Annotated in this window: 25 protein-coding genes; 10 read left to right on the top strand and 15 right to left on the bottom strand. The window is 66.0% G+C overall.

All coding sequences use genetic code 11. The features are described 5' to 3' along the window. Positions 1 to 74: 74 nt before the first annotated feature. Entirely contained in the window at positions 75 to 1,295 is a 1,221-nt protein-coding gene (locus AC1Q6V_RS14020; protein WP_010809738.1) for a cyanophycinase, read from the top strand. A gap of 60 nt (positions 1,296 to 1,355) precedes the next feature. Here AC1Q6V_RS14020 and AC1Q6V_RS14025 read toward each other — a convergent pair whose 3' ends face one another. Then, a complete protein-coding gene (locus AC1Q6V_RS14025) occupies positions 1,356 to 2,630 on the bottom strand; it encodes an MFS transporter (RefSeq protein ID WP_010809737.1) in 1,275 nt (424 codons plus the stop codon). Further along, complete coding sequence (locus AC1Q6V_RS14030; protein WP_136227857.1) at positions 2,608 to 2,865, bottom strand: hypothetical protein; 258 nt, start codon at positions 2,863 to 2,865, stop codon at positions 2,608 to 2,610. Before AC1Q6V_RS14030 ends, AC1Q6V_RS14025 begins: the two co-directional genes overlap by 23 nt. A gap of 287 nt (positions 2,866 to 3,152) precedes the next feature. Here AC1Q6V_RS14030 and AC1Q6V_RS14035 point away from each other — a divergent pair, with 287 nt between their 5' ends. Continuing rightward, entirely contained in the window at positions 3,153 to 3,596 is a 444-nt protein-coding gene (locus AC1Q6V_RS14035) for a cupin domain-containing protein (protein WP_010809735.1), read from the top strand. A gap of 80 nt (positions 3,597 to 3,676) precedes the next feature. Here the strand turns inward: AC1Q6V_RS14035 and AC1Q6V_RS14040 are convergent, their stop codons facing one another. Continuing rightward, positions 3,677 to 4,324 (bottom strand): TetR family transcriptional regulator, encoded by a 648-nt coding sequence (locus AC1Q6V_RS14040; RefSeq protein ID WP_010809734.1) that lies wholly within the window; start codon positions 4,322 to 4,324, stop codon positions 3,677 to 3,679. A gap of 164 nt (positions 4,325 to 4,488) precedes the next feature. On the opposite strand from AC1Q6V_RS14040, the gene AC1Q6V_RS14045 reads away from it, so the two are divergent. Further along, positions 4,489 to 7,776, top strand: coding sequence for a bifunctional cytochrome P450/NADPH--P450 reductase (locus AC1Q6V_RS14045; protein ID WP_454750576.1), 3,288 nt, complete (start codon positions 4,489 to 4,491; stop codon positions 7,774 to 7,776). A 28-nt stretch (positions 7,777 to 7,804) separates the two neighbouring features. Here AC1Q6V_RS14045 and AC1Q6V_RS14050 read toward each other — a convergent pair whose 3' ends face one another. From AC1Q6V_RS14050 to AC1Q6V_RS14075, 6 genes are all read right to left on the bottom strand, one after another. Then, positions 7,805 to 8,146: a zinc ribbon domain-containing protein YjdM gene (locus tag AC1Q6V_RS14050; RefSeq protein ID WP_010809729.1), complete on the bottom strand. Its 342-nt coding sequence runs from the start codon at positions 8,144 to 8,146 to the stop codon at positions 7,805 to 7,807. Positions 8,147 to 8,203: 57 nt separating this feature from the next. After that, positions 8,204 to 8,587, bottom strand: coding sequence for a hypothetical protein (locus tag AC1Q6V_RS14055; RefSeq protein WP_010809728.1), 384 nt, complete (start codon positions 8,585 to 8,587; stop codon positions 8,204 to 8,206). 122 nt (positions 8,588 to 8,709) lie between these two features. After that, complete coding sequence (locus AC1Q6V_RS14060; protein ID WP_010809727.1) at positions 8,710 to 9,720, bottom strand: Bug family tripartite tricarboxylate transporter substrate binding protein; 1,011 nt, start codon at positions 9,718 to 9,720, stop codon at positions 8,710 to 8,712. A 114-nt stretch (positions 9,721 to 9,834) separates the two neighbouring features. Further along, a complete protein-coding gene (locus AC1Q6V_RS14065; protein ID WP_010809726.1) occupies positions 9,835 to 10,893 on the bottom strand; it encodes a beta-keto acid cleavage family enzyme in 1,059 nt (352 codons plus the stop codon). Between the two features lie 50 nt (positions 10,894 to 10,943). Further along, positions 10,944 to 11,786: a TauD/TfdA dioxygenase family protein gene (locus AC1Q6V_RS14070; RefSeq protein ID WP_010809725.1), complete on the bottom strand. Its 843-nt coding sequence runs from the start codon at positions 11,784 to 11,786 to the stop codon at positions 10,944 to 10,946. A gap of 12 nt (positions 11,787 to 11,798) precedes the next feature. Continuing rightward, a complete protein-coding gene (locus AC1Q6V_RS14075; protein ID WP_010809724.1) occupies positions 11,799 to 12,779 on the bottom strand; it encodes a quinone oxidoreductase family protein in 981 nt (326 codons plus the stop codon). A gap of 161 nt (positions 12,780 to 12,940) precedes the next feature. Here AC1Q6V_RS14075 and AC1Q6V_RS14080 point away from each other — a divergent pair, with 161 nt between their 5' ends. Then, complete coding sequence (locus tag AC1Q6V_RS14080) at positions 12,941 to 13,939, top strand: AraC family transcriptional regulator (protein ID WP_439669904.1); 999 nt, start codon at positions 12,941 to 12,943, stop codon at positions 13,937 to 13,939. A gap of 10 nt (positions 13,940 to 13,949) precedes the next feature. Here the strand turns inward: AC1Q6V_RS14080 and AC1Q6V_RS14085 are convergent, their stop codons facing one another. Beyond that, a complete protein-coding gene (locus AC1Q6V_RS14085; protein ID WP_011616948.1) occupies positions 13,950 to 14,369 on the bottom strand; it encodes a PaaI family thioesterase in 420 nt (139 codons plus the stop codon). Between the two features lie 308 nt (positions 14,370 to 14,677). Here AC1Q6V_RS14085 and AC1Q6V_RS14090 point away from each other — a divergent pair, with 308 nt between their 5' ends. Together AC1Q6V_RS14090 and AC1Q6V_RS14095 are read left to right on the top strand one after the other, a co-directional pair. Continuing rightward, entirely contained in the window at positions 14,678 to 16,084 is a 1,407-nt protein-coding gene (locus AC1Q6V_RS14090) for a selenium-binding protein SBP56-related protein (RefSeq protein ID WP_010809721.1), read from the top strand. Next, positions 16,081 to 16,746 (top strand): hypothetical protein, encoded by a 666-nt coding sequence (locus tag AC1Q6V_RS14095; protein WP_010809720.1) that lies wholly within the window; start codon positions 16,081 to 16,083, stop codon positions 16,744 to 16,746. The genes AC1Q6V_RS14090 and AC1Q6V_RS14095 overlap by 4 nt, the downstream gene beginning before the upstream one ends. Before the next feature lie 9 nt (positions 16,747 to 16,755). Here the strand turns inward: AC1Q6V_RS14095 and uraD are convergent, their stop codons facing one another. Both uraD and AC1Q6V_RS14105 read right to left on the bottom strand, forming a co-directional pair. After that, positions 16,756 to 17,274 carry a 2-oxo-4-hydroxy-4-carboxy-5-ureidoimidazoline decarboxylase gene (gene uraD / locus AC1Q6V_RS14100; RefSeq protein ID WP_010809719.1) on the bottom strand — a complete coding sequence of 173 codons (519 nt, stop codon included), beginning with the start codon at positions 17,272 to 17,274 and terminating at the stop codon, positions 16,756 to 16,758. A 124-nt stretch (positions 17,275 to 17,398) separates the two neighbouring features. Next, on the bottom strand, positions 17,399 to 18,343 hold the full coding sequence (locus AC1Q6V_RS14105; protein ID WP_011616945.1) for a LysR family transcriptional regulator: 945 nt from the start codon (positions 18,341 to 18,343) through the stop codon (positions 17,399 to 17,401). 390 nt (positions 18,344 to 18,733) lie between these two features. Here AC1Q6V_RS14105 and AC1Q6V_RS14110 point away from each other — a divergent pair, with 390 nt between their 5' ends. The 3 genes from AC1Q6V_RS14110 to uraH (AC1Q6V_RS14120) are packed head-to-tail and all read left to right on the top strand — an operon-like array spanning position 18,734 to position 20,958. Further along, the gene (locus AC1Q6V_RS14110; RefSeq protein WP_010809717.1) at positions 18,734 to 20,080 is read left to right on the top strand and encodes an MFS transporter; all 1,347 of its coding nucleotides are present in this window, start codon (positions 18,734 to 18,736) and stop codon (positions 20,078 to 20,080) included. A gap of 1 nt (position 20,081) precedes the next feature. Further along, entirely contained in the window at positions 20,082 to 20,591 is a 510-nt protein-coding gene (gene uraH, locus AC1Q6V_RS14115) for a hydroxyisourate hydrolase (RefSeq protein ID WP_010809716.1), read from the top strand. A gap of 31 nt (positions 20,592 to 20,622) precedes the next feature. Continuing rightward, on the top strand, positions 20,623 to 20,958 hold the full coding sequence (uraH, locus tag AC1Q6V_RS14120; protein ID WP_011616942.1) for a hydroxyisourate hydrolase: 336 nt from the start codon (positions 20,623 to 20,625) through the stop codon (positions 20,956 to 20,958). A gap of 66 nt (positions 20,959 to 21,024) precedes the next feature. Here uraH (AC1Q6V_RS14120) and AC1Q6V_RS14125 read toward each other — a convergent pair whose 3' ends face one another. After that, positions 21,025 to 21,471, bottom strand: a complete 447-nt coding sequence (locus tag AC1Q6V_RS14125) for a winged helix-turn-helix transcriptional regulator (RefSeq protein WP_454750577.1) — start codon at positions 21,469 to 21,471, stop codon at positions 21,025 to 21,027. Between the two features lie 103 nt (positions 21,472 to 21,574). On the opposite strand from AC1Q6V_RS14125, the gene AC1Q6V_RS14130 reads away from it, so the two are divergent. Beyond that, positions 21,575 to 22,822, top strand: a complete 1,248-nt coding sequence (locus AC1Q6V_RS14130) for an MFS transporter (RefSeq protein WP_454750578.1) — start codon at positions 21,575 to 21,577, stop codon at positions 22,820 to 22,822. A 48-nt stretch (positions 22,823 to 22,870) separates the two neighbouring features. On the opposite strand, the gene AC1Q6V_RS14135 is transcribed toward AC1Q6V_RS14130, so the two are convergent. Then, the gene (locus AC1Q6V_RS14135) at positions 22,871 to 23,857 is read right to left on the bottom strand and encodes a Bug family tripartite tricarboxylate transporter substrate binding protein (protein WP_454750579.1); all 987 of its coding nucleotides are present in this window, start codon (positions 23,855 to 23,857) and stop codon (positions 22,871 to 22,873) included. A gap of 59 nt (positions 23,858 to 23,916) precedes the next feature. After that, on the bottom strand, positions 23,917 to 24,678 hold the full coding sequence (locus AC1Q6V_RS14140) for a cupin domain-containing protein (protein ID WP_454750580.1): 762 nt from the start codon (positions 24,676 to 24,678) through the stop codon (positions 23,917 to 23,919). Positions 24,679 to 24,680: the final 2 nt, after the last annotated feature.

Raw genomic sequence — 24,680 nt, forward strand, 5'->3', positions numbered from 1 at the left:
CAGGGACTTGGCGCGTTGCTTTTCTGTCATCACCGAGTTGTACAAAGAAGATAGCGGCAGGGGGGTGTCACGTCATGGAATTCATTTCCAAGCTCACACAGCATTGCAGGGTGGTGGCGTACTACGCGGTCGCCTGTATCAGCGTGGTACTTGGGGTGCTGATGCCCCCCGCGTTTGCAGGTGACAAGACTACCTACAGCTACTTCGTAACTGGTACACGGTACTTCATGACTGGCAATCCAGTGCCGGTGCAGGCCCTCCCCACACCTCAGCCACGGGCGGTACAGCCGGTGGTCATCATGGGTGGCGGGCCCGATGTCGATGGCGCGTTTCGCTGGATGATTCGGCAGGCGGGCATTACCAAAGCAACGGGCGGTCGCATGGTCGTGATTCGCGCGACCGGCACCGACGCTTACGACCCTTACTTCTACTACAGCAACAAGAAGAACGCGACCGATATCCCCGCAGTGGACGGCTATGTCGGTGGCGCGTACCTCGGCCTGACTGCGGCGGAAACGCTGGTCATTACCGACACAGCTGCGGCGAATGATCCGTTTGTAAACGCCGTTGTCGGCAGCGCGAACGCATTGTGGATTGCGGGCGGCGATCAGGCCAACTACATCAAGTTCTGGAAAGGTACGAAGCTCAACGCGACCATCGCCGCGCTCATGCAGCAGAACGTTCCTGTTGGCGGCACCAGCGCCGGGGCCAACGTCCTGGGGCAGTTCGTTTTCTCCGCCATCGAAGGGACGGTCACATCGACGCAGGCGCTGAGCGATCCATACAACAAGTACATGACATTTGACCCGAAAGGGTTTTCCGGCCCTGAATTCCTGAACACTACGGCATTGGACAATACGTTCGTCGATCCTCACTTCGACACGCGCGATCGCATGGGCAGGCTGGTCACGTTCCTGTCAAGAAGCATTGCGCCATGGTCCGGTTCGGGCTGCGAGGGCGGAGTCCTGACGAACCCGTCGGCCGCCCGAGGGATTGGCCTTGACGTCGAGACAGCGTTGCAGATTCAGAATATCTCAGGCCGCTTCGTTGCACAGCGCGTCACCAACATATCCACGACATCGCCCAGCGCTGTTCACTTCCTGAGGCCACTGACTTCGCCCGCGGTCTGCGCGCCCGGCAAGCCGCTGACCATCTACGGTGTCCATGTCCAGCGGCTGGACGACGAGACTGTCTTTGATATGACAAACTGGTGGAATGGCGGCAGCGCAGGAATCGAAGCGTATGTCGTTGACGAGAACGCCGGCATCCAGAGCCCGGCCACCATACATTACTAGGGCCTGCCCCCTCCTCGCCCGCCAGCGATTGCGCACGCTGGAGCAGCAGCGGGCCGACGCCTAGGCTTGGACCTCCGGACTTGGTTCGCCATCCCTGGTAGCAATCAATGCCTTTGGCGTCAGCGGGATCAAAAGCAGGATCAGTGCGTACACCACGGTAGTCGCGATCACGCAATATGTGAAACCGTGCGTTGGGCTGCTGTTATAGATCCATGAGCCCAGGAGATCGCCGGCACGCGCCGAGAGCGCGAGAACGCCATCCACCAGCATCATCAAGGTTCCTTGCAGGCCCGGCGGACAGGACCGCATCGCGAGATCGAAGTATGCTGCCGTGGCGACACCGCCCATCAGCCCTATCGGTGCCGCCAATACCAGGGCAAGATTGGCTGAGTGGATGAATGCCAGCGGAACCATCTGCGGCACTGCGACGATCGTTCCCCACCACAGCAGCTTGTTCAGCGATACCTTCTTGCACAGAAAGCCATACAGCAGAAATGTCGGGACGAACGCGGCGGCAAAGATCCCGTTGTAGTACGAGTAAACGGAATCCGATGCATGCAGCTCATTGCTCAGGTAGAACTGCAGCGGCGTGGCCGCTCCTGGCGCAAAGTTCCACAGAAAGCAGATGAGAACCGCTGGATAAACAGCCTTATGTCTCACCAGCCGCCTGACATTGCCAACGAGATCCGTGCCCCTGGCTTGCGGCTTCTCGTAGATATGGCCGAAGACCGAAACGGGCTTCCAGAGCGCCAGCACCGCAATCAAAAAGGCGAACATCGCCATCAGCAGGAAGGCTTCTTTTGCGGCGAGATGATCGGAGATGTACCCGGAGGCGAACGCTCCCGCAACGACCGGGACGGAGCCGACCACGTTCAACAGGGCACTCAGGCGCCCGGACATGAGCTTCTCCTGGCCCACCAGGGCGATCAACCCCTGATAGGCCGCGGCGATGAACCGGGACGACAGCATTGCCAGCAGCATCCCGATGACCAGCCCCGCGTATGAGAAACCTGAATACGCCATCCAGATGAATGCCACCGCGGTCGCCGGGGCGAAAATCAGGAAGAAGCCACGATCGCGCAATCCCAGCGGATTCCATTGGTCGCGCGCGAGGCCAAAAACGAACGCAAGGTAGACTGGTATGCCCGTCACCAGCCGGAATGTCGAGATCTCCGTCGCCGTCGCATGCAGCTGGTTCTTGAGCAGGTACGACGTCTGTATATCGACCAGGTAACCGGCCGGCGTTGCCAGAGCGATGAACAGGGTCAGCCAACCGAAATACAGCAGGGTCCGGTCGCTGCCCTCGGAACCATCATGACCAGAAGCGGCCGGCATTTTCGTCGCTCAGCGTTGCACGTATCGGGGCCAGGCGAATCCGCTCGGCGATGCATTCGGTATCAGGGCCGTATGTGACGCCGGAGAGGCGTCGGACGCGTTCGACTGCGGTTTCCCGCAGTGCGGGCTGGCCCATGAAAGGCAGATGGCTGTTGGCGTTACGCATCGAGCCAGCCTTGTCGGTCATCCTGTCAACCCCGATGCCGGGAATGCTCTGCAAGCGAGTGACTGCCATGATCTCATCCCTTCTCCCTGTCAACTCCATTGAAATGGGAAAGCGAGCCAGGGGCAAGTGACATTGCGCATGGGAGGAACGTTTGCTGACGCACATTGGCCGTGGCAATCCTCATTCCTGGCGATGACTTCCGATCGTGGGCCGCCTAAAATTCCCACACATCAAATAAGCGGGCAGCCCATGCCCCGCCCGTCCGGCATCGTGGCCGGCTCGCTTTGGAGCTGCCGCATGCCTCACACCCGGATAGCATCGCCACGTCGGCGCTCTCACTGACGGAGCAGAAAATCATGAAACCAGAACCATTTGCGGTGACTCCGGAAGCGTATGGACGCGCGCTCAACGTGGTGGGAGAAAGGATCACGGTGCTGGCATCCAAGACCGCCACGCAAGGCTATGAGGTGTTTCTGCAGCAGGGCGAAGAAGGCAGTGGCCCACCGCCGCATAGCCATGACTGGGACGAATCGTTCTTCATTACCAAGGGGACGGTCGAGATCGGCTATGGCGATCAAGCGATCACTGCTGCCGCTGGCACCTTTGTCCATGTGCCAGCGGGCACGGTGCATTACTTCCGTTTCGGCTTCGGCGGCGGCGAAATGATTTCAGTCACCAGCCACGGCGGAAACGCATCGCACCTGTTCACGCGGCTCGATGAGGAAATTCCGCCAGGCGCGCCGGACATGGAAAAGCTCCTGGCGGTGGCGCAAGAGTGTGGCATCACGATTTCAGGGTGAGTGCTGGCCCGGACACACGCCTTCGCTTCGGCCACTGCTTCGGCTGAGTTTCTTCCTTCTGCGTGTTTCGTCGCAACAGGCTACGCCGCCACGGCCTTGCGCTCCCTGCCTGATTTCGCTCCCGGCTGGGCATTCGGCCCTGCCGCGCCCTGCAGCAGCCAGCAACTCAACTGCACCGAGCGCGCCATCAGCCTGCGCCGTCCGGCGGCATCGGCTTCGATGTAGTCGACGCATTGATGGAAAAGGTAGGAAACGACGTACGCGCAGACGTCGTCAATGACCGGGCGTGAGAGCTTGGGACACAGCCCCAGCCGCTCGATGTCTTCCGCCATCTCGGCGGCGATGTCATCCAGCACCGTGCGAATGGCAACGCGAAGCGCGGGCTGCGGGCCCGTGATCCCGCACACACCAACGATGAATGCATCCGGGTGATGCTGCGCGTACAGGAACAGCGCTTCGCACGCACGCGTGGCCACTTCACCCGGGTTGTCGCGGGCAGCGGCCCATCGGACCGCGCGCAGCATCGGCCGCAGTTCGGCGCTTACCTCGGCCATGGCGGTGATGGCCAGGTCTTCCATGTCGCTGAAATGCCGGTAGAACGTGTTGGGGTTCAGGCCGGCCTCGCGCGCGATCTCGCGCAGCTTGAGTGCCGCAAAGCTGCGCTTGGCTGCGGCCAGCCGCAACGCGGCGTCGATCAGGCGGCGTTTGCCGTCGGCAATGGCTTCCATGAATGCGGTTTAGTAGCAGGACTCGGTTTTTGCCCGACATGCTTCGTTGACAGCATGTCTACGGTTGTCTACGCTTGCGCCGGTAGACAGATGTCTACGTTAAATGAAACGGCCGCACGTGGCAAATCGCGTGTCAGCGCCAGTTCAGGAGACACCGCCCCGCCATGCCGCCGCCCATTGAGCTATCCAGCCCCGACCAGGCCTCCGACGCGCCGCATCAAACCCCTGCCCGCTCCATCCATGCAACCATCCCCGAACCCATCCCGCGCGACCCGGGTTGGCCGCTGGTGGGCAACCTGCTGCAGATCACACCCGGTGCGCTGGGCCAGCACCTGCTGGCGCGCAGCCGGCACCATGATGGCATCTTCGAGCTGAATTTCGCCGGCCGGCGCGTGCCGTTCGTGACGTCGGTGGCACTGGCCTCCGAGTTGTGCGATGCCGCGCAGTTCCGCAAGTACATCGGCCCGCCGCTGTCCTACCTGCGCGGCATGGCCGGCGACGGGCTGTTCACCGCACGCTCCGACGAGGCCAACTGGGGCAAGGCGCACCGCATCCTGATGCCGGCGTTCAGCCAGCGCGCGATGAAGGGCTACTTCGACGTCATGCTGCGCGTGGCCAACCGGCTGGTGGACAAATGGGACCAGCAAGGCCCGGATGCCGATATCGCGGTCGCTGACGACATGACGCGGCTGACGCTCGATACCATCGCGCTGTCCGGCTTCGGCTATGACTTTGATTCGTTCGCCAGCGCGGAACTGCACCCCTTCATCGAGGCCATGGTGGGCGCGCTGGAAGAGGCGATGTCCAAGCTGACGCGCTTTGCCCTGCAAGACCGCTTCATGCATGCGGCGCACCAGAAGTTCGACCAGGACACCCGCTTCATGCGCGACCTTGTGGACGACGTGATCCGGCGGCGGCGCGCGGGCGACGCGGCGGAACGCCCGGGCGGCACGGCCAACGACCTGCTCGGCCTGATGCTGGAAGCGCGGGATCCGGACACCGACCAGCGGCTGGACGACGAGAACATCCGCAACCAGGTGATCACGTTCCTGATTGCGGGCCACGAGACCACCAGCGGCCTGCTCACCTTCGCGCTGTATGAACTGCTGCGCAACCCGGGCGTGATGGCACAGGCCTACGCGGAGGTGGACGCCGTGCTGCCCGGCGACGCGGCGCCGGTCTACGCCGACCTGGCGCGGCTGCCGGTACTGGACCGCGTGCTGAAGGAAACGTTGCGCCTGTGGCCCACCGCGCCTGCCTTCGCCGTGGCGCCGTTTGAAGACACGCTGCTGGGCGGCCGCTACCTGATCCGCAAGGACAGGCGCCTGTCGGTGGTGCTGACCGCGCTGCACCGCGACCCCAAGGTGTGGGCCGACCCGGAACGCTTTGACATCGATCGCTTCCTGCCTGAGCAGGAGGCAAAGCTGCCGCGCCACGCCTACATGCCTTTCGGCAACGGGGAACGTGCCTGCATCGGCCGCCAGTTTGCGCTGACCGAGGCCAAGCTGGCACTGGCGCTGATGCTGCGCAATTTCCAGTTCACCGACGCGCACGACTACCAGTTCCGCATCAAGGAAACACTGACGATCAAGCCCGACGGATTCACGGTGCGTGCGCGCCGGCGCCGGCCGCATGAGCGCATCGCTGCGGCGCCGCTCGCCGGGACCGCGCAAGCGCCGCGGGCGGGCCCCGATGTGCAGGGCGGCGGCAGGACACTTGCCGTGCTGTGCGGGTCCAGCCTTGGCACCGCGCGCGAACTGGCTGAGCAGGTGCATGCCGGCGCGCTGGCGGCGGGCTTTGATGCGACGCTGCGCGACCTGGACGACGTGGCCGACGCGCTCCCGACCACCGGCCTGGCCGTCATCATCGCCGCCACCTATAACGGCCGCGCGCCGGACTCGGCAAGGCGGCTCGAAGCGCTGCTCGACAGCGGCGCCGCCAGCGGCTACCGGGCAGAAGCGCTGAGCGTGGCCGTGCTGGGCTGCGGCAACTCGCAATGGCCGACGTACCAGGCCTTCCCGCGCCGCGTCTATGAATTCTTCACCAATGCCGGCGCCAGTCCGCTGCTGCCGCGTGGCGAAGCCGACGGCAACGGCGACTTCGACCAGGCCGCGGAACGGTGGCTGGCCTTGCTGTGGCAAGCCTTGCAGGCCGGTGACGGCGTGGGCGGGCCGGCCCACGGGACGCCGCCGGTCCGGGTGCAGGTGAAAGACGTCGCCGAGATCCGCGCGTCCACGCTGCCGGCAAACACCGAGGCCTTCACGGTCCTGGCCAACGCCGAGCTGGTGAACGATCCGTCCGGCATGTGGGATTTCTCGCGCGAGGCGCCGCGGACTTCCACGCGCGATATCCGCCTCAGGCTGCCCGACGGCGTGCGCTACGCCACAGGCGATCACCTCGCCGTCTATCCGCAGAACCAGCCCGGGATGGTCGCGGCCCTGTGCGAGCGGATCGGCATCGACCCGGACGCCATCGTCACGTTGTCCGCCTCCGGCGGGGCCGCGCGCGGCCTGCCGCTGGGCGAGGCCCTGTCCGTGCGCCAGTTGCTGACCCATTTTGTGGAGCTGCAGGACGTGGTGTCGCGCCATACCCTGCGCCTGCTGTCGCAGTCTTCGCGCTGCCCGGTCACGCGCCAGGCCCTGCGGCAGCTGGCCTCGGACGACGCCGGGAGCGGGTACGCCGCCCAGGTGGCGCCGCGCCGGCTCGGGCTGGCCGACGTGCTGGACCGCTTTCCCGCCATCGAGGTGGATCTGGCCGGCCTGCTGGCTTGCACCGTGCCAATGCGGCCGAGGTTCTATTCGATCGCCTCATCGCCGCTGGTCTCGCCCGACGTGGCGACCATCACCGTCGGCACGGTCTGGTCACCGGCGCTGTCGGGCCGCGGACTCTTCCGCGGCGTGGCTTCCACCTGGCTGCAGGGCCTGGCGCCAGGCGCCATGGTGGCGGGTGCCATCCGCACCCCCAATCCCACCTTCGCGCCCGCGGCGGACCCGGCCACGCCCATGATCCTGATCGGCCCCGGCACGGGCATTGCGCCGTTCCGCGGCTTTCTTGAGGAGCGGGCCGCGCAACAAGCAGCCGGGCAGCCGATGGCCCCGGTGCAGCTGTACTACGGCTGCCGCCACCCCGCGCACGACTGGCTCTACCGCAACGACGTGGAGCGCTGGCAGGCACAGGGCGTGGTGCAGGTCCACCTGGCCTGTTCAGTCGTGGGTGGCGAGCCGCGCTACGTGCAGGACCTGCTGTGGCAGCGCCGTGCCGATGTCTGGGCCCGGCTGAACCAGGGCGCGATCATCTACGTGTGCGGCGACGGCCGCCACATGGCGCCCGCGGTCAGGCAGGTGCTGATTCAGATCGGCGCAGAGCAAGGGGGGATGACGCCAGAGGCGGCTTCGGACTGGCTGGCGGACCTGGTCAGCGCGGGACGCTATCGGCAGGACGTGTTCAACTGAAGGCAGGCACCGGCTCGCCGGCGCCCGCTTACACCTTCCTGACGAACTCCGATTTCAGGCTCATGGCACCAAAGCCGTCGATCTTGCAGTCGATATCGTGGTCACCGTCGACCAGGCGGATGTTCTTCACCTTGGTACCCATCTTGACCACGCCGGCCGACCCCTTCAGCTTCAGGTCCTTGATGACGGTGACGGTGTCCCCGTCCTGCAGGACATTGCCTGCCGCATCGCGATAAACCCTGGCCTCCGGTTCGGCCGGCGCCGCTGCCTGCGCCGACCATTCATGCGCGCATTCCGGGCAGATGTAGAGGCCTCCGTCTTCATAGGTGAATTCGGAATGACATTTTGGGCAGGGAGGCAAAGCGCTCATGGGGACTCTCAGGTGTCTGGCCAGGGCCATAAAGGACCGGAAGTATACCGCCCCCGCCTATGGCAACGCATCGGGCGGCAGCACGCTCCATCCCGAAACGCTGCCGGACGTCGTCAGGCGCTGGCTCCTGAGGACGCCGTTCTCGTCGAACTCGAAGAAAACCGTCGACGACCGGATCGCGCCGCCGGCGAACAGCGGGCCAATGAACGGGATAAAGCTCTCAGGGTGCGGCCTGGAGGCCGCAAACGAATAGATCAGGATGGTCGACCCGTTGACCAGGGTGGTCTGCGACGAGGGCTTCCCCAGCTGGGCGGTAACGTCGTCGAGGGTGGAGAAACCGAGCAGGAAGTTCGCCATCTGCTCCTGTTTCACCTCGACGCCCGTCGATACGCAGGCGGCCAGCATGACGCAAGTCACAATCAATGCGTGAGCAGGCTTCATATCGTCACCGCCATACTATTTGCGCCGTGGCCGGGACGCGCTGAAGGCGCCCGGCGCGCCATGCAGAAAGCATACAACTTTGCTGAATGATTCGCCGAGGCCCGCGCAAGGCGGGCCGCCCCCTACTCCGGCACGAAATGTATCGACCGCAGCAACTCCGCCTGCCGCTCATGGGCGGCGCGCGCATCCCTGGACAGGGCCTCGCTGCTGAGCGGCTGCCCGGCGTCCATGCCCATGGCCTCCACGCGCTCGCGGTAGCCGGGCTGCTGCACGATGGCCAGCGTGGCGTTGCGGATCTTTTCCTGCACCGCCGCCGGCACGTCCGGCGGCAGCCACACCCCCATCCAGCCGGGCTCCGTCATCGCCGGGAAGCCGACTTCGGCGAAGGTCGGCACATCCGGCAGCGCGGGGATGCGCTTGGGATACGCCACGGCATAGGCCTTGAGCTTGCCGGACTTGATCAGCGGCAGCGACGTGGCCAGGCCGTCGAACATCAGCGGCACATGGCCGCCCATCACGTCCTGCAGCGCGGGCGGCGATCCCTTGTAGCCGACATGCTTCATATCCACGCCGGCCAGGCGGTTGAACTGGACGCCGATGGTCTGGCCGCGCATGCCGGCGGCATAAGAGGCATAGTCGATCTGCCCGGGCTTGCTCTTGATGTAGGCAAGCAGTTCGCTGAAGTTCTTCGCCGGCAGCTTGGGGTTGCCCACCAGCACCAGCCCCGTACGGGCCACCTGGGCAACAGGTTTCAGGTCCTTGAAAGGATCGAACGAGACCTTCAGCGCCAGCGGCGTTTCGGAAACGATGCCGCCCTGGATCAGCAGCAGCGTATGTCCGTCATGCGGTGCGGAAAGCAGTGTGTTGACCGCGATCGCGCCGGCGCCGCCCGGCTTCTGCTCGACGATCACCGGCTTGCCCAGCGACTGCGTCAGCCCCTCGGCCAGCAGGCGCCCGAGGATATCGGCGGTGCCGCCGGCGGGGCCGCCGACCACGATCCTGACCACCTTGGTCGGCCACGCCTGAGCCTGGGCGGTCGATGGGAGCGCAGCCGGCAGCGCCACCGACAGCGCCAGGCCGAGCATGCATGACAGCGACGCCCTGCGGCGCGCCGACGGTTGTGCTTGATTCATGGTTGTCTCCGAATGTTCGAGGGTTGTTCAGGGCAGCAGCCGGCTTCATCGTGAGCCGGTGATCTGCCACCCCTGCCCTTCTGCTGGCGCATCGCCAGTGCCGACCGACCCGGGTCAGGCGGCCTTGCGCAGGAAGCCCTGATTGCCGCCATTGCGGTTCGGCGCGAAGCCGTTGGCCTCCAGCGTCTCTTCGACCGTGTCGTAGAACACGCCGATCTTCTGGATGTCGCGCGCTTCCTGGGCCGTTGCCACCTTGCGGCCGAATTCGCCCGCGATGCGCACCAGCTGCTCGATCTGCTTCACCGTGCTCATCTTGGCCGTGCGCGACTGGTTCCAGAGGCAGTCCTCGGTTCCGCACCGCACATGCAGGCCCAGGGCAATCCCCATCATGTTCACAGGCAGCACGTTGCGCACGGAGCTTTCGACGGTCAGCACCGCGCCATCCGGCACGGCGCGGACGATGTTGGCGAGGTTGAAGACGCTCGGCGCATCCATGCCGCCGCTGATCGCCACCCAGTTCATGACCAGCGGGCCCTTGTACACGCCGCGCCGGATCAGCCGCTCAACGGATTCGAAGCTATTGATGTTGTAGCACTGGAATGCGCTCTGGATGCCGGCAGCGGACAGGCGGCGGATGTGCTCTTCGACCCAGCCAGGCTGGGCGGGAACCGTCATCTCCTTGTACGCGTTGAAGATCGCGGGGTTCTCGCGCGAGGTGCCCTTGAAATCCGCGAGCTCCGCGTGCTCCGTCACGTTCATCTGCGACGTGTTCACCGTGACGGTCACCTGGTCCGGAACGGGGTCGAGTTCGGCAAGCATGTGGCGCGTGTCGTCGGAAAGCCACTTGGCGGCATCCCCTTCGTTTTCCGGCGCGAAGCTGATCGAACCGCCCACCTGGATGACCATCTCCGGCACCGCCTTGCGCACCCCGGCGATCAGCTCGTTGAACTTGGACAGACGCTTCGAGCCCTTGCCGTCGAGTTCGCGCACATGCAGGTGCAGCACAGTCGCGCCGGCGTTGTAGCAATCCACGGCCTTCTGGATCTGGTCTTCCATCGTCACGGGGATGTCTTCCGGGAAATCGGAGGGCAGCCAGCCCGGTGCATACGGTGCCGCGGTGATGATCAGCGGCTGCTGGTTTTCAGGGAACAGGGATCCATCGAGGTAGTGCACGGCATGTCTCCATTGATAAAGGCACGTGGCCTGGCGGCGGCTGGTGCGCCTCAGAACGGCTTGTCGCCGATGATGGCGGCGCGCTCCATCTTGCGCGGCGCCGGCCAGTAGTCCTGCACCGCGTAGTGCTGGGTGCAGCGGTTGTCCCAGATGGCCACACTGTTGGGCTGCCAGCGGAAACGCACCTGGTATTCGGGAATCGCCGCCTGGCTGATCAGGTAGTTCAGCAGATGGCTGGCGCCCGGGGTCTTGTCCTGTCCGTAGCGCACGTTCTCGGGCGTATGGAAGTTGGCGAAATGCGTGGAGAAGCCGCAGACGTAGAGCGCCTTCTCGCCGGTTTCCGGATGCGTGCGCACCACCGGGTGCTCGACCATGGGGTACTGCGCGGCAAGGCTGGCGCGCTTTTCCGGGCTCATCGCCGCGCCGAACGAATGCTCGATGCTGTGCTTGGCGCGCAGGCCGGCGATGCGCTGCTTGATTTCCTCGGGCAGGTGCTCGTAGGCCGCCGCCATGTTGACCCAGATGGTGTCGCCGCCGACCGGCGGGCATTCGATGCAGCGCAGCACGCAGCCCATGGGCGGGGTTTCGCGCCAGCTGCCATCGGTGTGGTAGCTGTTCTCGTAGTTCTCGCGCTTGTCGCTGCGATAGATCTGGACCAGCCCTGGATGATCGGGATCGCTGCCGGCGACGGGATGGTCTTCCAGTTCGCCGAAGCGGCGCGCGAACGCCACGTGGTCCGCGCGGGAGATTTCCTGGTCGCGCAGGAACAGCACCTTGTGCGTGAGCAGCAGGGACTTGATCTCGGCAAACAGCGCGTCGTCGCGCGCGGCATCGGCCAGGCTGACGCCGCTGACTTCGGCGCCGATATTGCAGGTAAGCGGTTGGGCTCGCATGGGGACGCTCCTTTACAGCACAAAGATCGAAGACCCGGTGGTCTTGCGTGATTCCAGGTCGCGGTGGGCCTGCACGGCATCCTGCAGCGCATAGCGCTGGTTGATTTCGATGCGGATACGGCCAGCGGCAACGTGGCCGAACACCTCGGCAGCCAGTTCGGCCTTTTCGGCGGGGTCCGCAATGTAGTCGGCCAGCGCCGGACGGGTCAGGTAGACCGAACCCTTCCTCGCCAGCAGCTGCGGATCAAACGGCGGGATGGTGCCGGAGGCCGTGCCGACGCAGACCATCAACCCGCGCCGCTTCAGCGAGTCCAGCGAGGCCATGAAGGTGCTCTTGCCCACGCTGTCGAAGACCACGGACACGCCCGCGCCATCGGTCAGCTCCCGCACCCGCTTTGCCACGTCCTCATGGCTGTAGTTGATGATGTGGTCGCAGCCATGGGCGCGCGCCACCTCTGCCTTGGCCTCGGTCGAGACGGTGCCGATCACGGTCAGGCCGAGCAGCCTGGCCCATTGCGAGACGATCAGTCCCACGCCGCCGGCAGCCGCGTGCAGCAGGATGGCTTCGCCACCCTGGAACGGGTAGATGCGGCGCATCAGGTAGGCGGAGGTCAGGCCGCGCATGGTCATCGCCGCCGCGGTCTCGAAGCTGATCGCTTCCGGCAGGCGGATCAGCGGTGCGGCGGGCACCAGGCGCTCGGTGCTGTACGCACCCAGGGTGTTGATAAAGCCGGTGTATGTGACGCGATCGCCCTCCGCGACATGGGTCACGCCCGGCCCCACCGCCTGCACCACGCCGGCTGCCTCCACGCCCATGCCGCCGGGCAGCGGCACCGGGTAGGTGCCGTTGCGGAAGTAGGTGTCGGCATAGTTCAGCCCGACGGCGGCGTGGCGGATCCGTACCTCGCCCGGGCCCGGGTCGCCTACCTCGGCGTCCTCATAGCGGAGGACTTCGGGCCCTCCGGTCTCGTACATGCGAATGGCTTTTGCCAAGGCTGTCTCCTGATTGTCGTGTCCTGCCCGCGCCGCTATCATTGGCGCGACGGTAACGATTGTCAGACAGCCATGGCGCGGCACCCTTGACCGATCGCGCCAGGATTTGACATTTGATGACGGACACGACCGACGCCCCCACCCACTCTCGCGGCAGCCTTATGACCGTCCTTGTTCGCAGCGCTTCCCTGACCAAATACCTGGAGATTGCCCGGGGCGCGGGCCTGGATCCGGTGCGCATGGTGGCCCAGGCCGGCCTGGACCAGGCCTGCCTGTACACCCCGGACCTGCGCATCCCGGAAGCGCGCCTGGCCGAAGTGCTGGAGGCCTCGGCCCGGGTCACCGCCTGCCATTCGCTTGGCCTGATGGTGGGGGAATCGTGGCGCCTGTCAGACTTCGGCCCGGTCAGCCTGCTGCTGCAGCACCAGCCCACGCTGCGCCACGCGCTGGCGGAGATCGAGCGCTACCGCCACTGGCTCAGCGACTCCATCTCCATCCTGGTCACGGAGTACCCCGAGATCACGGTGCTGCATGTGACGTTGCAGACCGGCCGGCACCAGCCCGGCAGGCAGGCCGTGGAGCTGACCGTTGCCGCCCTGTACAGCCTGATCCGCGCCATCCTGGGCGCGTCCTGGAAGCCGCACAGCGTGCACTTCGCCCATGCGGCGCCGGCCGACCTGCAAATCCACAGGCGCCTGTTCGGGCAACACATTGAGTTCGGTTCGGAGTTCGACGGGCTGGTGCTCGCCAGCGGCGACCTGGATCGCATCAACCCGCTGGCCGATGCCAGCCTGGCCGGGTATGCCAGGGGCTTCCTCGACCTGCAGCCGGGGGCCGGCAAGCCTTCGATCGCTGCCGAGGTCCGGCGCACCCTGCAACAGCTGTTGCCGCGCGGGCGCGGCGCGGTGGAACAGGTCGCGCAAAGCCTTGGCATCAGTCCGCGCACGCTGCAGCGCCAGCTGGAGCAGGATGGAGACACCTTCTCCGCACTGGTCAATGAGGTGCGCCGCGAGCTTGCGCAACGCTACCTGCAGGATCCGCAGCGGCCGCTGGCCCGGGTCGCCACGCTGCTGGGGTTCTCGGAACCCAGCGCATTCTCGCGCTGGTTCGCGGCACAGTTCGGCAAGTCGCCGACACGCTGGCGCCAGGACGGCGCCTGAGACGGGCTGCCTACTTCAGGTACTTCATCGTGGCGACGCCGGTTGCCACCAGCAGCTCCCCATCCAGCCACACCTCTGCGCGCGAGAAGAAGATCGAGCGCCCGCGCCGGTCGACCATGCCCTTTGCGGTCAGCAGCTTGCCCGTGCCGTTGCTCAGGAAGTTCGAGGTCAGCGACAGCGTGACCGCATGGCGCGCGGCCTCGCCCGGCGCCGAGTAAAGGCCCGAATAGCCAGTGGCGGCGTCGAGCAGGGTGCAGATGGTGCCGCCATGCACCACCCGGCTGCGGTTGAGCATATTGGGCGCGAGCGGGAGCTCAAGTTCCACATAGTCGTCGCGCCACCGGGTGATCCTGACACCGATGCTCTCCAGTGCCGGATTGTCCAGGCAGAACTCATCATCGCCCTCACCTTGAGGTTTCACCGCATCCATTGCTTGGGTTTCCATTTCGCTGATCGTTTCGCTGATACCGGTGTGGCGCGCGTTGCGCGCGCTGGCCCGGAACCCCGTTTCTGCTTGATTTATGGCTTTTCGTAAATCTCTATTTCACGAAGCGAATCTTTTGCCAGCATGAATAAGCCCCCCCTGGGGGTTATTCACTTGCCGCGCCTGCGCCGCCTTTGACTCGGTATTGAGAACGACCTAGGCTAAGTAGGCTTACCCTGCACCTTGGCCACGCGCCAAGGGCAAGTGATGTACCGGCGACGTTGCGACGTCCTGCAAAACCAGGAGGGCTCCCCATGAACATGCGGCCAGATCCGACATTTCACGCCTCGCCGGAACTCGCGATCAGCGCACCAGCGGAATCATTTGCTTATACGGTGCTGCTAAGCCCCGACGCCTCGCAGCCAGACGCGCTCGCGGTGATCGACGCCAAACCCGGCTCGCCCACCTACAGCCAGGTGGTGCATACCGTGCCGATGACCAACAAGGGCGACGAGTTGCACCATTTCGGCTGGAATGCGTGCTCGTCGTCGTTGTCGCCGCTGACCGGCCACGCGTTTCTCGAACGGCGCTACCTGATCATTCCGGGCATGCGCTCTTCGCGCCTGTATATCATCGACACCAAGCCGCACCCGACCCAGGCACGGATCCACAAGATCGTTGAGCCGGACGAGATCTTCCGCAAGACCGGCTACTCCAGGCCCCATACCGTGCACTGCGGGCCGGAGGGCATCTACGTCAGCACGCTCGGGGGCGGTGGCCCGGATGGCACGGACGGCGCGCCCGGCATCTTCATCATGGACTGCGAGACCTTCGACGTGCTCGGCCGCTGGGAAATCGACCGCGGCGAACAGGAGAAGCACTACGACTTCTGGTGGAACCTGCCGCGCGACTACATGGTGTCGAGCGAATGGGCCCTGCCGCCGCAGTTCGAGAACGGTCTGGTGCCCGAGGACCTGCTGGGCAACCGCTACGGGCACAAGCTGCATTTCTGGGACCTGCGGGCGCGCCGCAACGTGCAGACCATCGACCTGGGCGCCAACCACCAGATGGCGCTGGAAGTCAGGCCTGCGCATGATCCGATCCGGGAATACGGCTTTGTTGGCGTGGTGGTCGATACCACCAACCTGGAGGGCTCGATCTGGACCTGGTGGCGCGAAGGCGGCAAGTTCCACGCCGAGAAGACCGCAACCATCCCCCCCGAAGCCGCCGATGCAAGCCTGCTGCCGCCGCTGCTGCAGGGCTTCGGTGCCGTGCCGCCGCTGGTGACCGATATCGATCTGTCCCTCGACGACAAGTTCCTCTACGTGTCCTGCTGGGGCACCGGCGAAATGCGGCAGTACGACGTGACCGATCCGCGCAAGCCCAGGCTTTCTGGGTCGGTCCATATCGGCGGCATCGTCCGGCGCACGCCGCATCCCAACGGCAAGCCATTCGCCGGCGGCCCGCAGATGGTCGAGATCAGCCGCGACGGCAAGCGCGTCTACTGGACCAACTCGCTCTACTCCACCTGGGACAACCAGTTCTACCCAGACGGCATCCCCGGCACGCAAGTCATGGCGCATGCCGGCCCGGACGGCGGGCTGACGCTGGCCGATGACTACTGGGTCGAGTTTCCGGAAGGCTACCGCGCGCACCAGATCCGGCTGGAAGGCGGCGACTGCTCGACCGACTCGTTTTGCTATCCCTCGGTCAAGGCTTGACCGGTCACGCCTGGGAACAGATCGGTCTCTGGTCGGCAGTGCTGGCCAGCGGCCTCTATCACGGCATCAACCCGGCCATGGGCTGGCCGCTGGCGGTATCGAACGGCTTGCTGGCGCATAGCAGCCGCGCCCTCCTTGCCGCGCTCGGGTACCTGGCTTTCGGGCATGCGCTTGCGGTATTGGCGGTGACGCTGCCTTTCGGCATGCTGGCGGCCCTGGTCGCCTGGCAAGCGCAGATCCGCATCGGCGCCAGCGTGCTGCTGATCGGCTGCGGCATCGTGCTGCTGCTCAGGCGAGGCCACCCGCGCGCACTGGTGCGCATCGCGCCATCGCGGCTGGCGCTATGGTCGTTCGCGGTGGCGATCGCGCATGGCGCCGGCCTGATGCTGGTGCCGATCTATCTTGGCCTCTGCCGTGCCGAGACGGACCTGGGGCACCAGGCCGCCGCCACGCTCGCCAGCGCCAACCTGGGCATGGCGCTGCTGGTTTCCGTCATCCACACCCTGGCCATGTTCGCCGTGGGCGGCGCCATGGCGTGGCTGGTCTACCGCTACCTGGGACTGAAGTTCGTATCGCGGAGCTGGTTCAACCTGGAGGCGGTCTGGGCCGCCAGCCTCATCCTGGTGGGGATGCTGGCGCTGGCGCTTGAGGCCTTTGGATAGGCGCTGGACTCAACCGGCCAGCCGCGCCGCCAGCCGCCCTCGCGTGATCGCGGCGATCTGTGCCAGCGCTTCGTCAAGCTCCTGCTGCGTGCTGCGGCCGAGCCGGCGTTCGAACGCGGCGAAGATGCCTTCGCGGGTGTAGTGGCGCACGCAGATGATGAACGGGAAGCCATGGCGCGCCTGGTAGTCCGCGTTAAGCTGGTCCAGCGCGGCCTCTTGCTGCGCCGACATCGCGTCCAGGCCGGCGCTCTTCTGCTCGGCGTTGGAATCGGCGGTCATCGTGCCCGCGCGGATATTGCGTGCCGACAGCTGCGGGTGCAGGTTCAGGAAATCGCGCTGGCGCGGTTCGTCAAGCTTGCGCACCACGTCCATCATGGCGCCATGCAGCGCCGTTGCCGATGCGAACGGCCGCTGCGCCCAGGCGCCCTCGGCAGCCTGCGGAAAGTGTTCGAACACGCTGCCGAAGGCATCGGCAAAGGCCGCTTCGTCCAGGGCGTTGACCGACGCCAGGTCGAGTGGTTGAGACATGGATGCTTCTCCCGTAGGGATCCCGCGCATGGGGAATCATTGGATACGGGGCCGAGTATAGGAACGGCCCGCCGCAGCGGCGAGAGCCCGCGCCCTATAGATCCCATAACAGAAACCGATACCGCTAGCGGCGCATATCGCGCAGGTCGCGCAGCTCCTGCGAGGCGGCGGTCAGCATGCCGCGCAGCCAGACGTGCGCGGCCGAGCGGTGGCGCGACGGGTGCCACAGCTGGTAGAAGCGCATGAACGGGAACTCGATCGGCGGCTCCAGCACCGCAAGCGGCACATGCTGCGCATGGTAGTTGGCGAAATGGCGCGCGGTGGTCAGGATCAGGTCGGTGCCCGGGATCAGGCTGGGCGCCAGGTTGAAGTAGGGACAGCTGACGCGGTTGTCCCGGTGCACGCGCATGGTGCTCAGGCCGGCATCGACCAGGCCGCGCTGGTCGCGCGAATATGGCGTGGGCACGATATGCGAGGCGCCCAGGTAGGCCTGGGCCGTAAACTTGCCGGGCTGCGCATGCACGCTGTCCTGCGCCACCACGCACACCACCTCGTCTTCCAGCAGCACCGACAGATGCAGGTGCTCAGGCGGGTTGGGCCAGTTGCCGATCACGATGTCGACCGTACCCGCCGACAGCGCCTGCTCGTAATCGAAGGTGGCCCCCAGCGGCAGCGCCGACAGCCGCGCGTGCGGCGCCGCACGCCGCACCGCGCGCACCACGTGCGCGAAGAACGGCGGCGCCAGGTAATCAGGCATGGCCACCACGAAGCTCTGCTCGGTGGTGGCGGGATCGAAGCGCTCGTCCGAGACCAGCAGGTTGTCCAGCGCGCTGAGCGCGGCCTGGGCATTGCGCGCCAGCTGCAGCGCGCGCTCGGTCGGCACCATCACGTTCTTCTCGCGCGTGAGCAGCGGGTCGTTGAAGATCGCGCGCAGGCGCTTGAGCGCGGCGCTGATGGCCGGCTGCGACTGGTTCAGGCGGATCGCGGTGCGCGACACGCTCTGCTCGGCGATCAGGATGCACAGCACGCGCAGCAGGTAGGTATCGAACGGGTCGTCGGCGCGAATCATGTTGGGTCCGTGGCAGCAAAAGTGGAGGCCTGGCGGGTGCGGCCGCCGCCGCTCCGGGCGGCAACGCCATGCCAGGCAATGGCGACTTTGTAGCGTGTCGCGCACCGCACGGCAACCGGTACAACCCGCACGAGCCTGCCCGATGCGCGTGCGCGCACCCCGGAAAACGGCCCGCCTAGGGTAATCCATAGGTCCGCCCGGCCCCGGCCGGAGCACCCGCAAACCCGCGCCACACAAGGGATTGCAGCCCATATCGGTGCTGCTATGGGGCCTATACCAGCCCCCTCGTTTCGCATTGGCGGGCCATTCATATACTTGCTCCCAACCCGGCGGACGGCATGCACCGCCGCCAAGCAAGACCTGGCAGAACACGACAAGACAGGAGACATCATGTCGATCACGAAACAAGGCATCCCGGTATTCGCCGGCACCGCCGACGACGCCGAGGACAGCGTCTACCGCAAGGTAACCTGGCGCCTGCTGCCCTTCCTTGGGGTGCTGTGGGTACTGGCCTGGCTGGACCGGGTCAACATCGGCTTCGCCAAGCTGCAGATGCTGGACGCGCTGCAGTTCAGCGAGGCCGTGTACGGGCTGGGCGCGGGCATCTTCTTCCTTGGCTACTTCTTCTTCGAGGTGCCGTCGAACATGCTGCTGCAGAAGATCGGCGCCAAGAAGACGATCATGCGCATCACCATCTGCTGGGGCGTGATCTGCATGCTGCAGAGCTTTGTCACCACGCCCACGCAGTTCTACATCCTGCGCTTCCTGCTGGGCGCGTTCGAAGCCGGCTTCTACCCGGGCGTGATCCTGTACCTGACCTACTGGTATCCGTCGCAGCGCCGCGCGCGCGCCTTCGGCACCTTCATGTCCGCGTCGGCCATCGCCGGCGTGCTGGGCGGGCCGCTGGCCGGCTGGATCATGACCGGCATGGCTGGCGTGAGCGGCATGCACGGCTGGCAGTGGCTGTTCATCCTGGAAGGCATCCCGTCAGTGCTGGCCGGCATCTTTGCCTGGTTCTACATGACCGACAAGCCGGAGCAGGCGCGCTGGCTCTCCGACGACGAGAAGCGCGTGCTGCAGGACGCCCTCAAGCGCGACAACGCCGCCCTGGGCGAGCGCGGCCACGACTGGCGCACGCTCTTCACCAACCCCAAGGTGTGGCTGCTGATCGCGATCTACTTCTGCCTGCTGTGCGCCAACTCGACGCTGACCTTCTGGATCCCGACCGTCATCAAGGACGTGGGCTTCACCACGCCAATGGCGGTGGGCTGGATCGCGGCCGTGGCCTACCTGTGCGGCGCCGCCGGCATGATCCTCAACGGCGCGCATTCCGACCGCCGCAATGAAGTGCGCTGGCACTTCAGCGGCTCGGCGCTGGTCGGTGGCGGTGCCATGGCGGTGCTGGCCGTGCTGCTGGGCGCGCAGGTGCTGTCGCCGGTGATCGCACTGCTCGCCATGACTGCCGCGCTGGTCGGCACCATGAGCGCCATCCCCGTGTTCTGGCAGCTGCCTAACCGCTACCTGGCAGGCAGCGCCGCCGCGGTGGGCGTGGCCCTGATCAACTCGGTGGCCAACCTGGCCGGCTTTGGCGCGCCTTATGTGATGGGGCTGATCAAGAACACCACCGGCAAGCTCACCTCCGGCCTGTACCTGGTGGCGGTGATCGAGGTGCTGGCCGCGGTGCTGGTGCTGGCCGGCATCCGCAAGCTGGGCAAGCACGGCAAGCAAGGGGCCTGACATGGACAACCATAGCTTCGATCCCACCCGCCGGCGCTTCGCGCTGCAATCGATGACGCTGGGCGGCGGCGCGCTGCTGGCTGGCGCCAGCTGGGGCGCAACGCCCGATGCGGCGGCCCCCAACCAGACCGCTGCACCGGTGCAGCAAGGCGGCCTGAGCCCGCGCCTGACGCTGCACGCGCTGGACACCTATAACGGCACGCCCGCGGCCGGCATGCGCGTGGAGATGTTCCGCATCGACAATGGCCAGCGCACGCCGCTGCAGACCGTCACGCTGGCCGCCAACGGCCGCAGCGAACCGCCGCTGCTGATCGGCGACAGCTACCGCACCGGCACCTATGAGCTGATCCTGCACGCGGACGAGTACTTTGCCGCGCGCAAGGCCAGCCTGCCGCAACCGTCGTTCCTGTCGAAGATCCCGCTGCGCCTGCGCGTCACCGACGCCAGCCAGCGCATCCACCTGCCCGTGCTGTTCGGGCCGTGGAGCTACAACTACTACCGCGGCAGCTGACGCCGCGGCCCAACCCGGAGACCAACGCATCATGGCAGGCATCAGCACACATGTGCTCGACGTATCCCTGGGCCGCCCCGTGGCCGGCATGCAGGTGGAACTGTTCGACGTTGCCACCCAGCCCCCGCGGCTGATCGCGCGCACCCGCACCAACCACGACGGCCGCACCGACACGCCGATGCTGCCGCCGGCGCAGGCGCGCACCGGCGAGTTCGAATTGCGCTTCTGGGTAGCGGACTACTTCCGCACCCCCGACGTGTTCGCCGATATTGTTCCCGTGCGCTTTACCATCGCGGACGCCGCGCAGCACTACCATGTGCCGTTGCTGTGTTCGCCGTGGAGCTTCGGGACTTATCGGGGCAGCTGAAGGCAGCAGCAGGTCGCCCGCGCTGCAAAGCGCGGCGACTGTTGACGACCTCGCCGCCGCCCCCTCCTAGCGCGGCTTGCGCACTTCCGTTTCCCCGGGCAACAGCACATCACCGTCGCTGGTCCGGGGTATCATCAGCGGCACCGGCTTCCCGGTCCGCTTCTCCACCATCAGCGAGCGCCGCTCGCCGCGCGCAAACAGATGTTGTTCGCCCCATTGGCGCAAGGCCAATACGATGGGGAACAGGCTCTCTCCCTTCTTCGTCAGCACATACTCGTGATACGCGCTGCCATCGGAAGCCGGCTGCGTCGTCAGGATGCCGGCTTCCACCAGCCGGCGCAGGCGGTCGGACAGGATGTTGCGCGCGACCGCCAGGCTGCGCTGGAAGTCGCTGAAGCGGCGCATGCCGTCGAAGGCATCGCGCACGATCATCAGCGACCAGCGCTCGCCGACCAGTTCCAGGGTACGAGCAACGGGGCAGGTTTCATCGCTCGGGACTTTGCGGGTGGCCATGTCTTGGTTGCCTTGGGGCTGTGCAGCCCGTCAATGTAGTTGCATTTTAAAACCAGTACGCTTACGCTTCAACTGGTTTTGTTTTGCAACCACATGGACTGGTATGAAAACCTCCCCCGCTACGCCGGTGACGGCACCGCCTCCGACTTGCCCTGCGACACCGTGTGCGAACCTGCCGCGCGGCGCGGTGCTGCTGTTCGCCTGCGCCAGCGGCCTGAGCGTCGCCAATGTCTATTACGCCCAGCCGCTGCTGGATGCGCTGATGGCGGATTTCTCCATCAGCGCCGGGGCCATCGGCGGAGTGGTCACCGCCACCCAGCTTGGCTGTGCCCTGGCGCTGCTGTTGCTGGTGCCGCTGGGCGACCTGGTGCAACGCCGCCGCCTGCTGCTGGCACAGGTGCTTGCCCTGGCCGGCGCGCTGGCTGCCGTGGCGCTGGCGCCGTCCGTTACGGTGCTGCTGGCGGGGATGCTCCTGACCGGCTTGCTCGGCACCGCCATGACCCAGGGATTGATCGCCTATGCGGCCGCGGCGGCAGGACCGCATGAGCGCGGGCACGTGGTCGGCACCGCGCAGAGCGGTGTCTTTATCGGACTGCTGCTGGCGCGTGTCGTGGCCGGCGGCGTCAGCGACGTGGCCGGGTGGCGCAACGTCTATGTCTGCGCCGCAGCGGCGATGCTGGTGCTTGCATGGCTGCTATGGCGCACGCTGCCAGTGGTGGCCAGCGCCGGCCAGCGCATGCGATACGCCAGCCTGGTCGCATCGATGTTCCTGCTGCTGCGCCGCGACCGGGTCTTGCAGATCCGGGGCACGATCGCGCTGCTGATGTTCGCGGCGTTCAACATCTTGTGGAGCGCGCTGGTATTGCCGCTGAGCGCTCCGCCCTATGGGCTCTCGCATACGGCCATCGGCGCCTTCGGGCTGGTTGGCGCGGTGGGCGCCCTGGCGGCTGCGCGTGCGGGGCGCTGGGCGGACCAGGGCTTCGGGCAGCGCACCACGCTCGCGGCACTGGTGCTGCTGGTGGCGGCCTGGCTGCCGCTGTCATGGCTGGAGACCTCGCTGTGGCCGCTGGCCATCGGCATCGTGCTGCTCGACCTGGGCGGCCAGGCCATCCACGTCACCAACCAGAGCATGATCTTCCGCACCGATGCCGCGGCGCACAGCCGGCTGGTCGGCGCGTACATGCTGTTCTACGCGGCGGGCAGCGGGCTGGGCGCGATTGCCACCACGGCGGTCTATGATGCTGCCGGCTGGCGGGGCGTGTGCGCGCTGGGCGCCGTGGTCAGCTTGCTGGCACTGGTGTTCTGGGCCGCTACCCGGCGCTTCATGCCGGCGCAAGCACCTGAGGTGTAGGGGCAGGCCTGCAGGAGGCGTTCTGCGCATCAACGCCCCCCCTCTACGTCACTCGGGCTCGATTCCCGCTGCCTTGATCACCTTGGCCCATTTCAGGGTCTCGCTGCGGACAAAGGCGGCCAGTTCCTCGGACGTCGATGGCGCAGGCTGACCTCCGGTGCGGGCAAAGTAGTCGGTGGCAGCCGGCCCGGTCAGGCCGTTCCGCATCAGTTCGCTCATGCGGTCCACCACGGGCTTCGGCGTCCCGGCCGGGAAGAAGGCCGCCGACCATGCCACCATCTCATAGCCGGGCAGGCCGCTCTCAGCCATCGTGGGGACATCCTTGAGTACCGGATTGCGCTGCGCAGTGGTCACCGCGACCGCGCGCAGCTTGCCGCCCTGGATCAGCGTCATGGCCGGAGAAATATCGGAGATCATGAAATCGATCTGGTGCCCCATCAGGTCGGTCAGGGCCAGCGGCACCCCTTTGTAGGGCACATGCAGCGCCTGCACGCCGGCCAGCATCTTGTAGAGTTCGCTGGCGATGCGGGTCGACGAACTGCCGCTGGCAAACGTCAGCGTCCCATTTCTTGCCTTGGCCAGCGCCGTCAGGTCTGCCAGCGTGCGTACCGGACTGTCGGGCGGCACCACCAATACCAGCCCGCTCTTGGCGATCAGCGATGCCGGGGCGAAATCCTTGATCGGGTCATAAGGAAGCTTCTTGAACAAGGACGCATTGGCAGCATGCGTGGTGTTGGTCGTCACCAGCATGGTGTAGCCGTCGCCGGTTGCGCCGGCCACGGCCTTGGCGGCAATGAAGCCGTTGGCGCCCGGACGGTTGTCCACCACCACGGGCTTGCCTGTCTGCGCGGTGATCCGCTCGGCGACAAAGCGCGCACTGCTGTCGGTGCCGCTGCCCGCGGGAAACGGCACGATGACGCGGACTGGCTTGTCCGGATATTGGCTGGCGTCCACGGCCTGCGCCGTCGCGGCTGTGGCCGCGGCCAGCGGCAACAGCAGCCCGATGGCCACTTTACGCATGCATGGATGAATCATGGTCTGTCTCCTCGTGCCTTTGGCATCTGTTCATTGTCTGGGCCCTGCGCGGGTCGGATTCAGGGCACCGCGTCGTGCGCCCGCACCAGGATGGCCTCGCACAGGCCACCTTGCGCCGCAAAGCTGAAAGTGCCGCCCTCCGGCACAAAGACCCAGTCCCCCGACGTCGCGGTGAACTGCTGGTCGTTGATCTCGCCGCTGACCGAACCCGACTGCAGGAACAGCACCTGCTCAGTCGCCGCCACCGAGTGCGCTTCGGCACCGCCCGTGGCTTCGAGCTCCAGTGCGCGAATATCCAGATGCCGAGCGCCGACCGTGTCGCGCGTAATCACGGGCCTGGCACGGACGCGATGGTAGTGAGGCAGGCTTTGGGCCGCCTCATGCATCGGCACCTCGCGCAAGCTGTCCGCCTGCGCGCTGCAGCGGGGATCATCCGCTGCGCTGGCCACCACGGCCGCGTTCGGGTTTTCGCTGTACGGTGGGGCGTACACCACCATGACCTGCACCGGCTCGTCGCTGACGACCTCGAAGCGGTGGAATACGCCCATCGGATTGAAACCCCAGTCGCCCGCACGCAGGGTGCGCGCCCTGCCGGCGACCTCGCCGATGCCCTCGCCCGCCAGCAGGTAGGACGCCTGCTCCAGGTTCGGATGCGCATGGGGCAAGGCGCCATGGCCGCGAGAAATCGTGCCCAACAGCACTTCGATGCGCCGCGCGCCGACCGTCTCCCTGCCGATCACGCGCTGGTTGGCGGTTCCGGTATGGTTGGCCGGGGAATAGGCGGGCACATCGGCGGCGCGTCGTACGAATTGCGATGTCATGC

The organism is Cupriavidus sp. GW823-FHT07B10 (assembly GCF_058794355.1).

What these genes read in the sequence shown, in the direction of transcription:
- AC1Q6V_RS14130 (WP_454750578.1), top strand. Translation starts at nt 21,575, where the DNA reads ATGAAAACCTCCCCCGCTACGCCGGTGACGGCACCGCCTCCGACTTGC.
- AC1Q6V_RS14030 (WP_136227857.1), bottom strand. Translation starts at nt 2,865, where the DNA reads ATGGCAGTCACTCGCTTGCAGAGCATTCCCGGCATCGGGGTTGACAGG.
- uraH (WP_011616942.1), top strand. Translation starts at nt 20,623, where the DNA reads ATGGCAGGCATCAGCACACATGTGCTCGACGTATCCCTGGGCCGCCCC.
- AC1Q6V_RS14125 (WP_454750577.1), bottom strand. Translation starts at nt 21,471, where the DNA reads ATGGCCACCCGCAAAGTCCCGAGCGATGAAACCTGCCCCGTTGCTCGT.
- AC1Q6V_RS14140 (WP_454750580.1), bottom strand. Translation starts at nt 24,678, where the DNA reads ATGACATCGCAATTCGTACGACGCGCCGCCGATGTGCCCGCCTATTCC.
- uraH (WP_010809716.1), top strand. Translation starts at nt 20,082, where the DNA reads ATGGACAACCATAGCTTCGATCCCACCCGCCGGCGCTTCGCGCTGCAA.
- AC1Q6V_RS14090 (WP_010809721.1), top strand. Translation starts at nt 14,678, where the DNA reads ATGAACATGCGGCCAGATCCGACATTTCACGCCTCGCCGGAACTCGCG.
- AC1Q6V_RS14070 (WP_010809725.1), bottom strand. Translation starts at nt 11,786, where the DNA reads ATGCGAGCCCAACCGCTTACCTGCAATATCGGCGCCGAAGTCAGCGGC.
- AC1Q6V_RS14050 (WP_010809729.1), bottom strand. Translation starts at nt 8,146, where the DNA reads ATGAGCGCTTTGCCTCCCTGCCCAAAATGTCATTCCGAATTCACCTAT.
- AC1Q6V_RS14105 (WP_011616945.1), bottom strand. Translation starts at nt 18,343, where the DNA reads ATGATTCGCGCCGACGACCCGTTCGATACCTACCTGCTGCGCGTGCTG.
- AC1Q6V_RS14020 (WP_010809738.1), top strand. Translation starts at nt 75, where the DNA reads ATGGAATTCATTTCCAAGCTCACACAGCATTGCAGGGTGGTGGCGTAC.
- uraD (WP_010809719.1), bottom strand. Translation starts at nt 17,274, where the DNA reads ATGTCTCAACCACTCGACCTGGCGTCGGTCAACGCCCTGGACGAAGCG.
- AC1Q6V_RS14055 (WP_010809728.1), bottom strand. Translation starts at nt 8,587, where the DNA reads ATGAAGCCTGCTCACGCATTGATTGTGACTTGCGTCATGCTGGCCGCC.
- AC1Q6V_RS14060 (WP_010809727.1), bottom strand. Translation starts at nt 9,720, where the DNA reads ATGAATCAAGCACAACCGTCGGCGCGCCGCAGGGCGTCGCTGTCATGC.
- AC1Q6V_RS14080 (WP_439669904.1), top strand. Translation starts at nt 12,941, where the DNA reads ATGACCGTCCTTGTTCGCAGCGCTTCCCTGACCAAATACCTGGAGATT.
- AC1Q6V_RS14045 (WP_454750576.1), top strand. Translation starts at nt 4,489, where the DNA reads ATGCCGCCGCCCATTGAGCTATCCAGCCCCGACCAGGCCTCCGACGCG.
- AC1Q6V_RS14025 (WP_010809737.1), bottom strand. Translation starts at nt 2,630, where the DNA reads ATGCCGGCCGCTTCTGGTCATGATGGTTCCGAGGGCAGCGACCGGACC.
- AC1Q6V_RS14035 (WP_010809735.1), top strand. Translation starts at nt 3,153, where the DNA reads ATGAAACCAGAACCATTTGCGGTGACTCCGGAAGCGTATGGACGCGCG.
- AC1Q6V_RS14110 (WP_010809717.1), top strand. Translation starts at nt 18,734, where the DNA reads ATGTCGATCACGAAACAAGGCATCCCGGTATTCGCCGGCACCGCCGAC.
- AC1Q6V_RS14135 (WP_454750579.1), bottom strand. Translation starts at nt 23,857, where the DNA reads ATGATTCATCCATGCATGCGTAAAGTGGCCATCGGGCTGCTGTTGCCG.
- AC1Q6V_RS14085 (WP_011616948.1), bottom strand. Translation starts at nt 14,369, where the DNA reads ATGGATGCGGTGAAACCTCAAGGTGAGGGCGATGATGAGTTCTGCCTG.
- AC1Q6V_RS14040 (WP_010809734.1), bottom strand. Translation starts at nt 4,324, where the DNA reads ATGGAAGCCATTGCCGACGGCAAACGCCGCCTGATCGACGCCGCGTTG.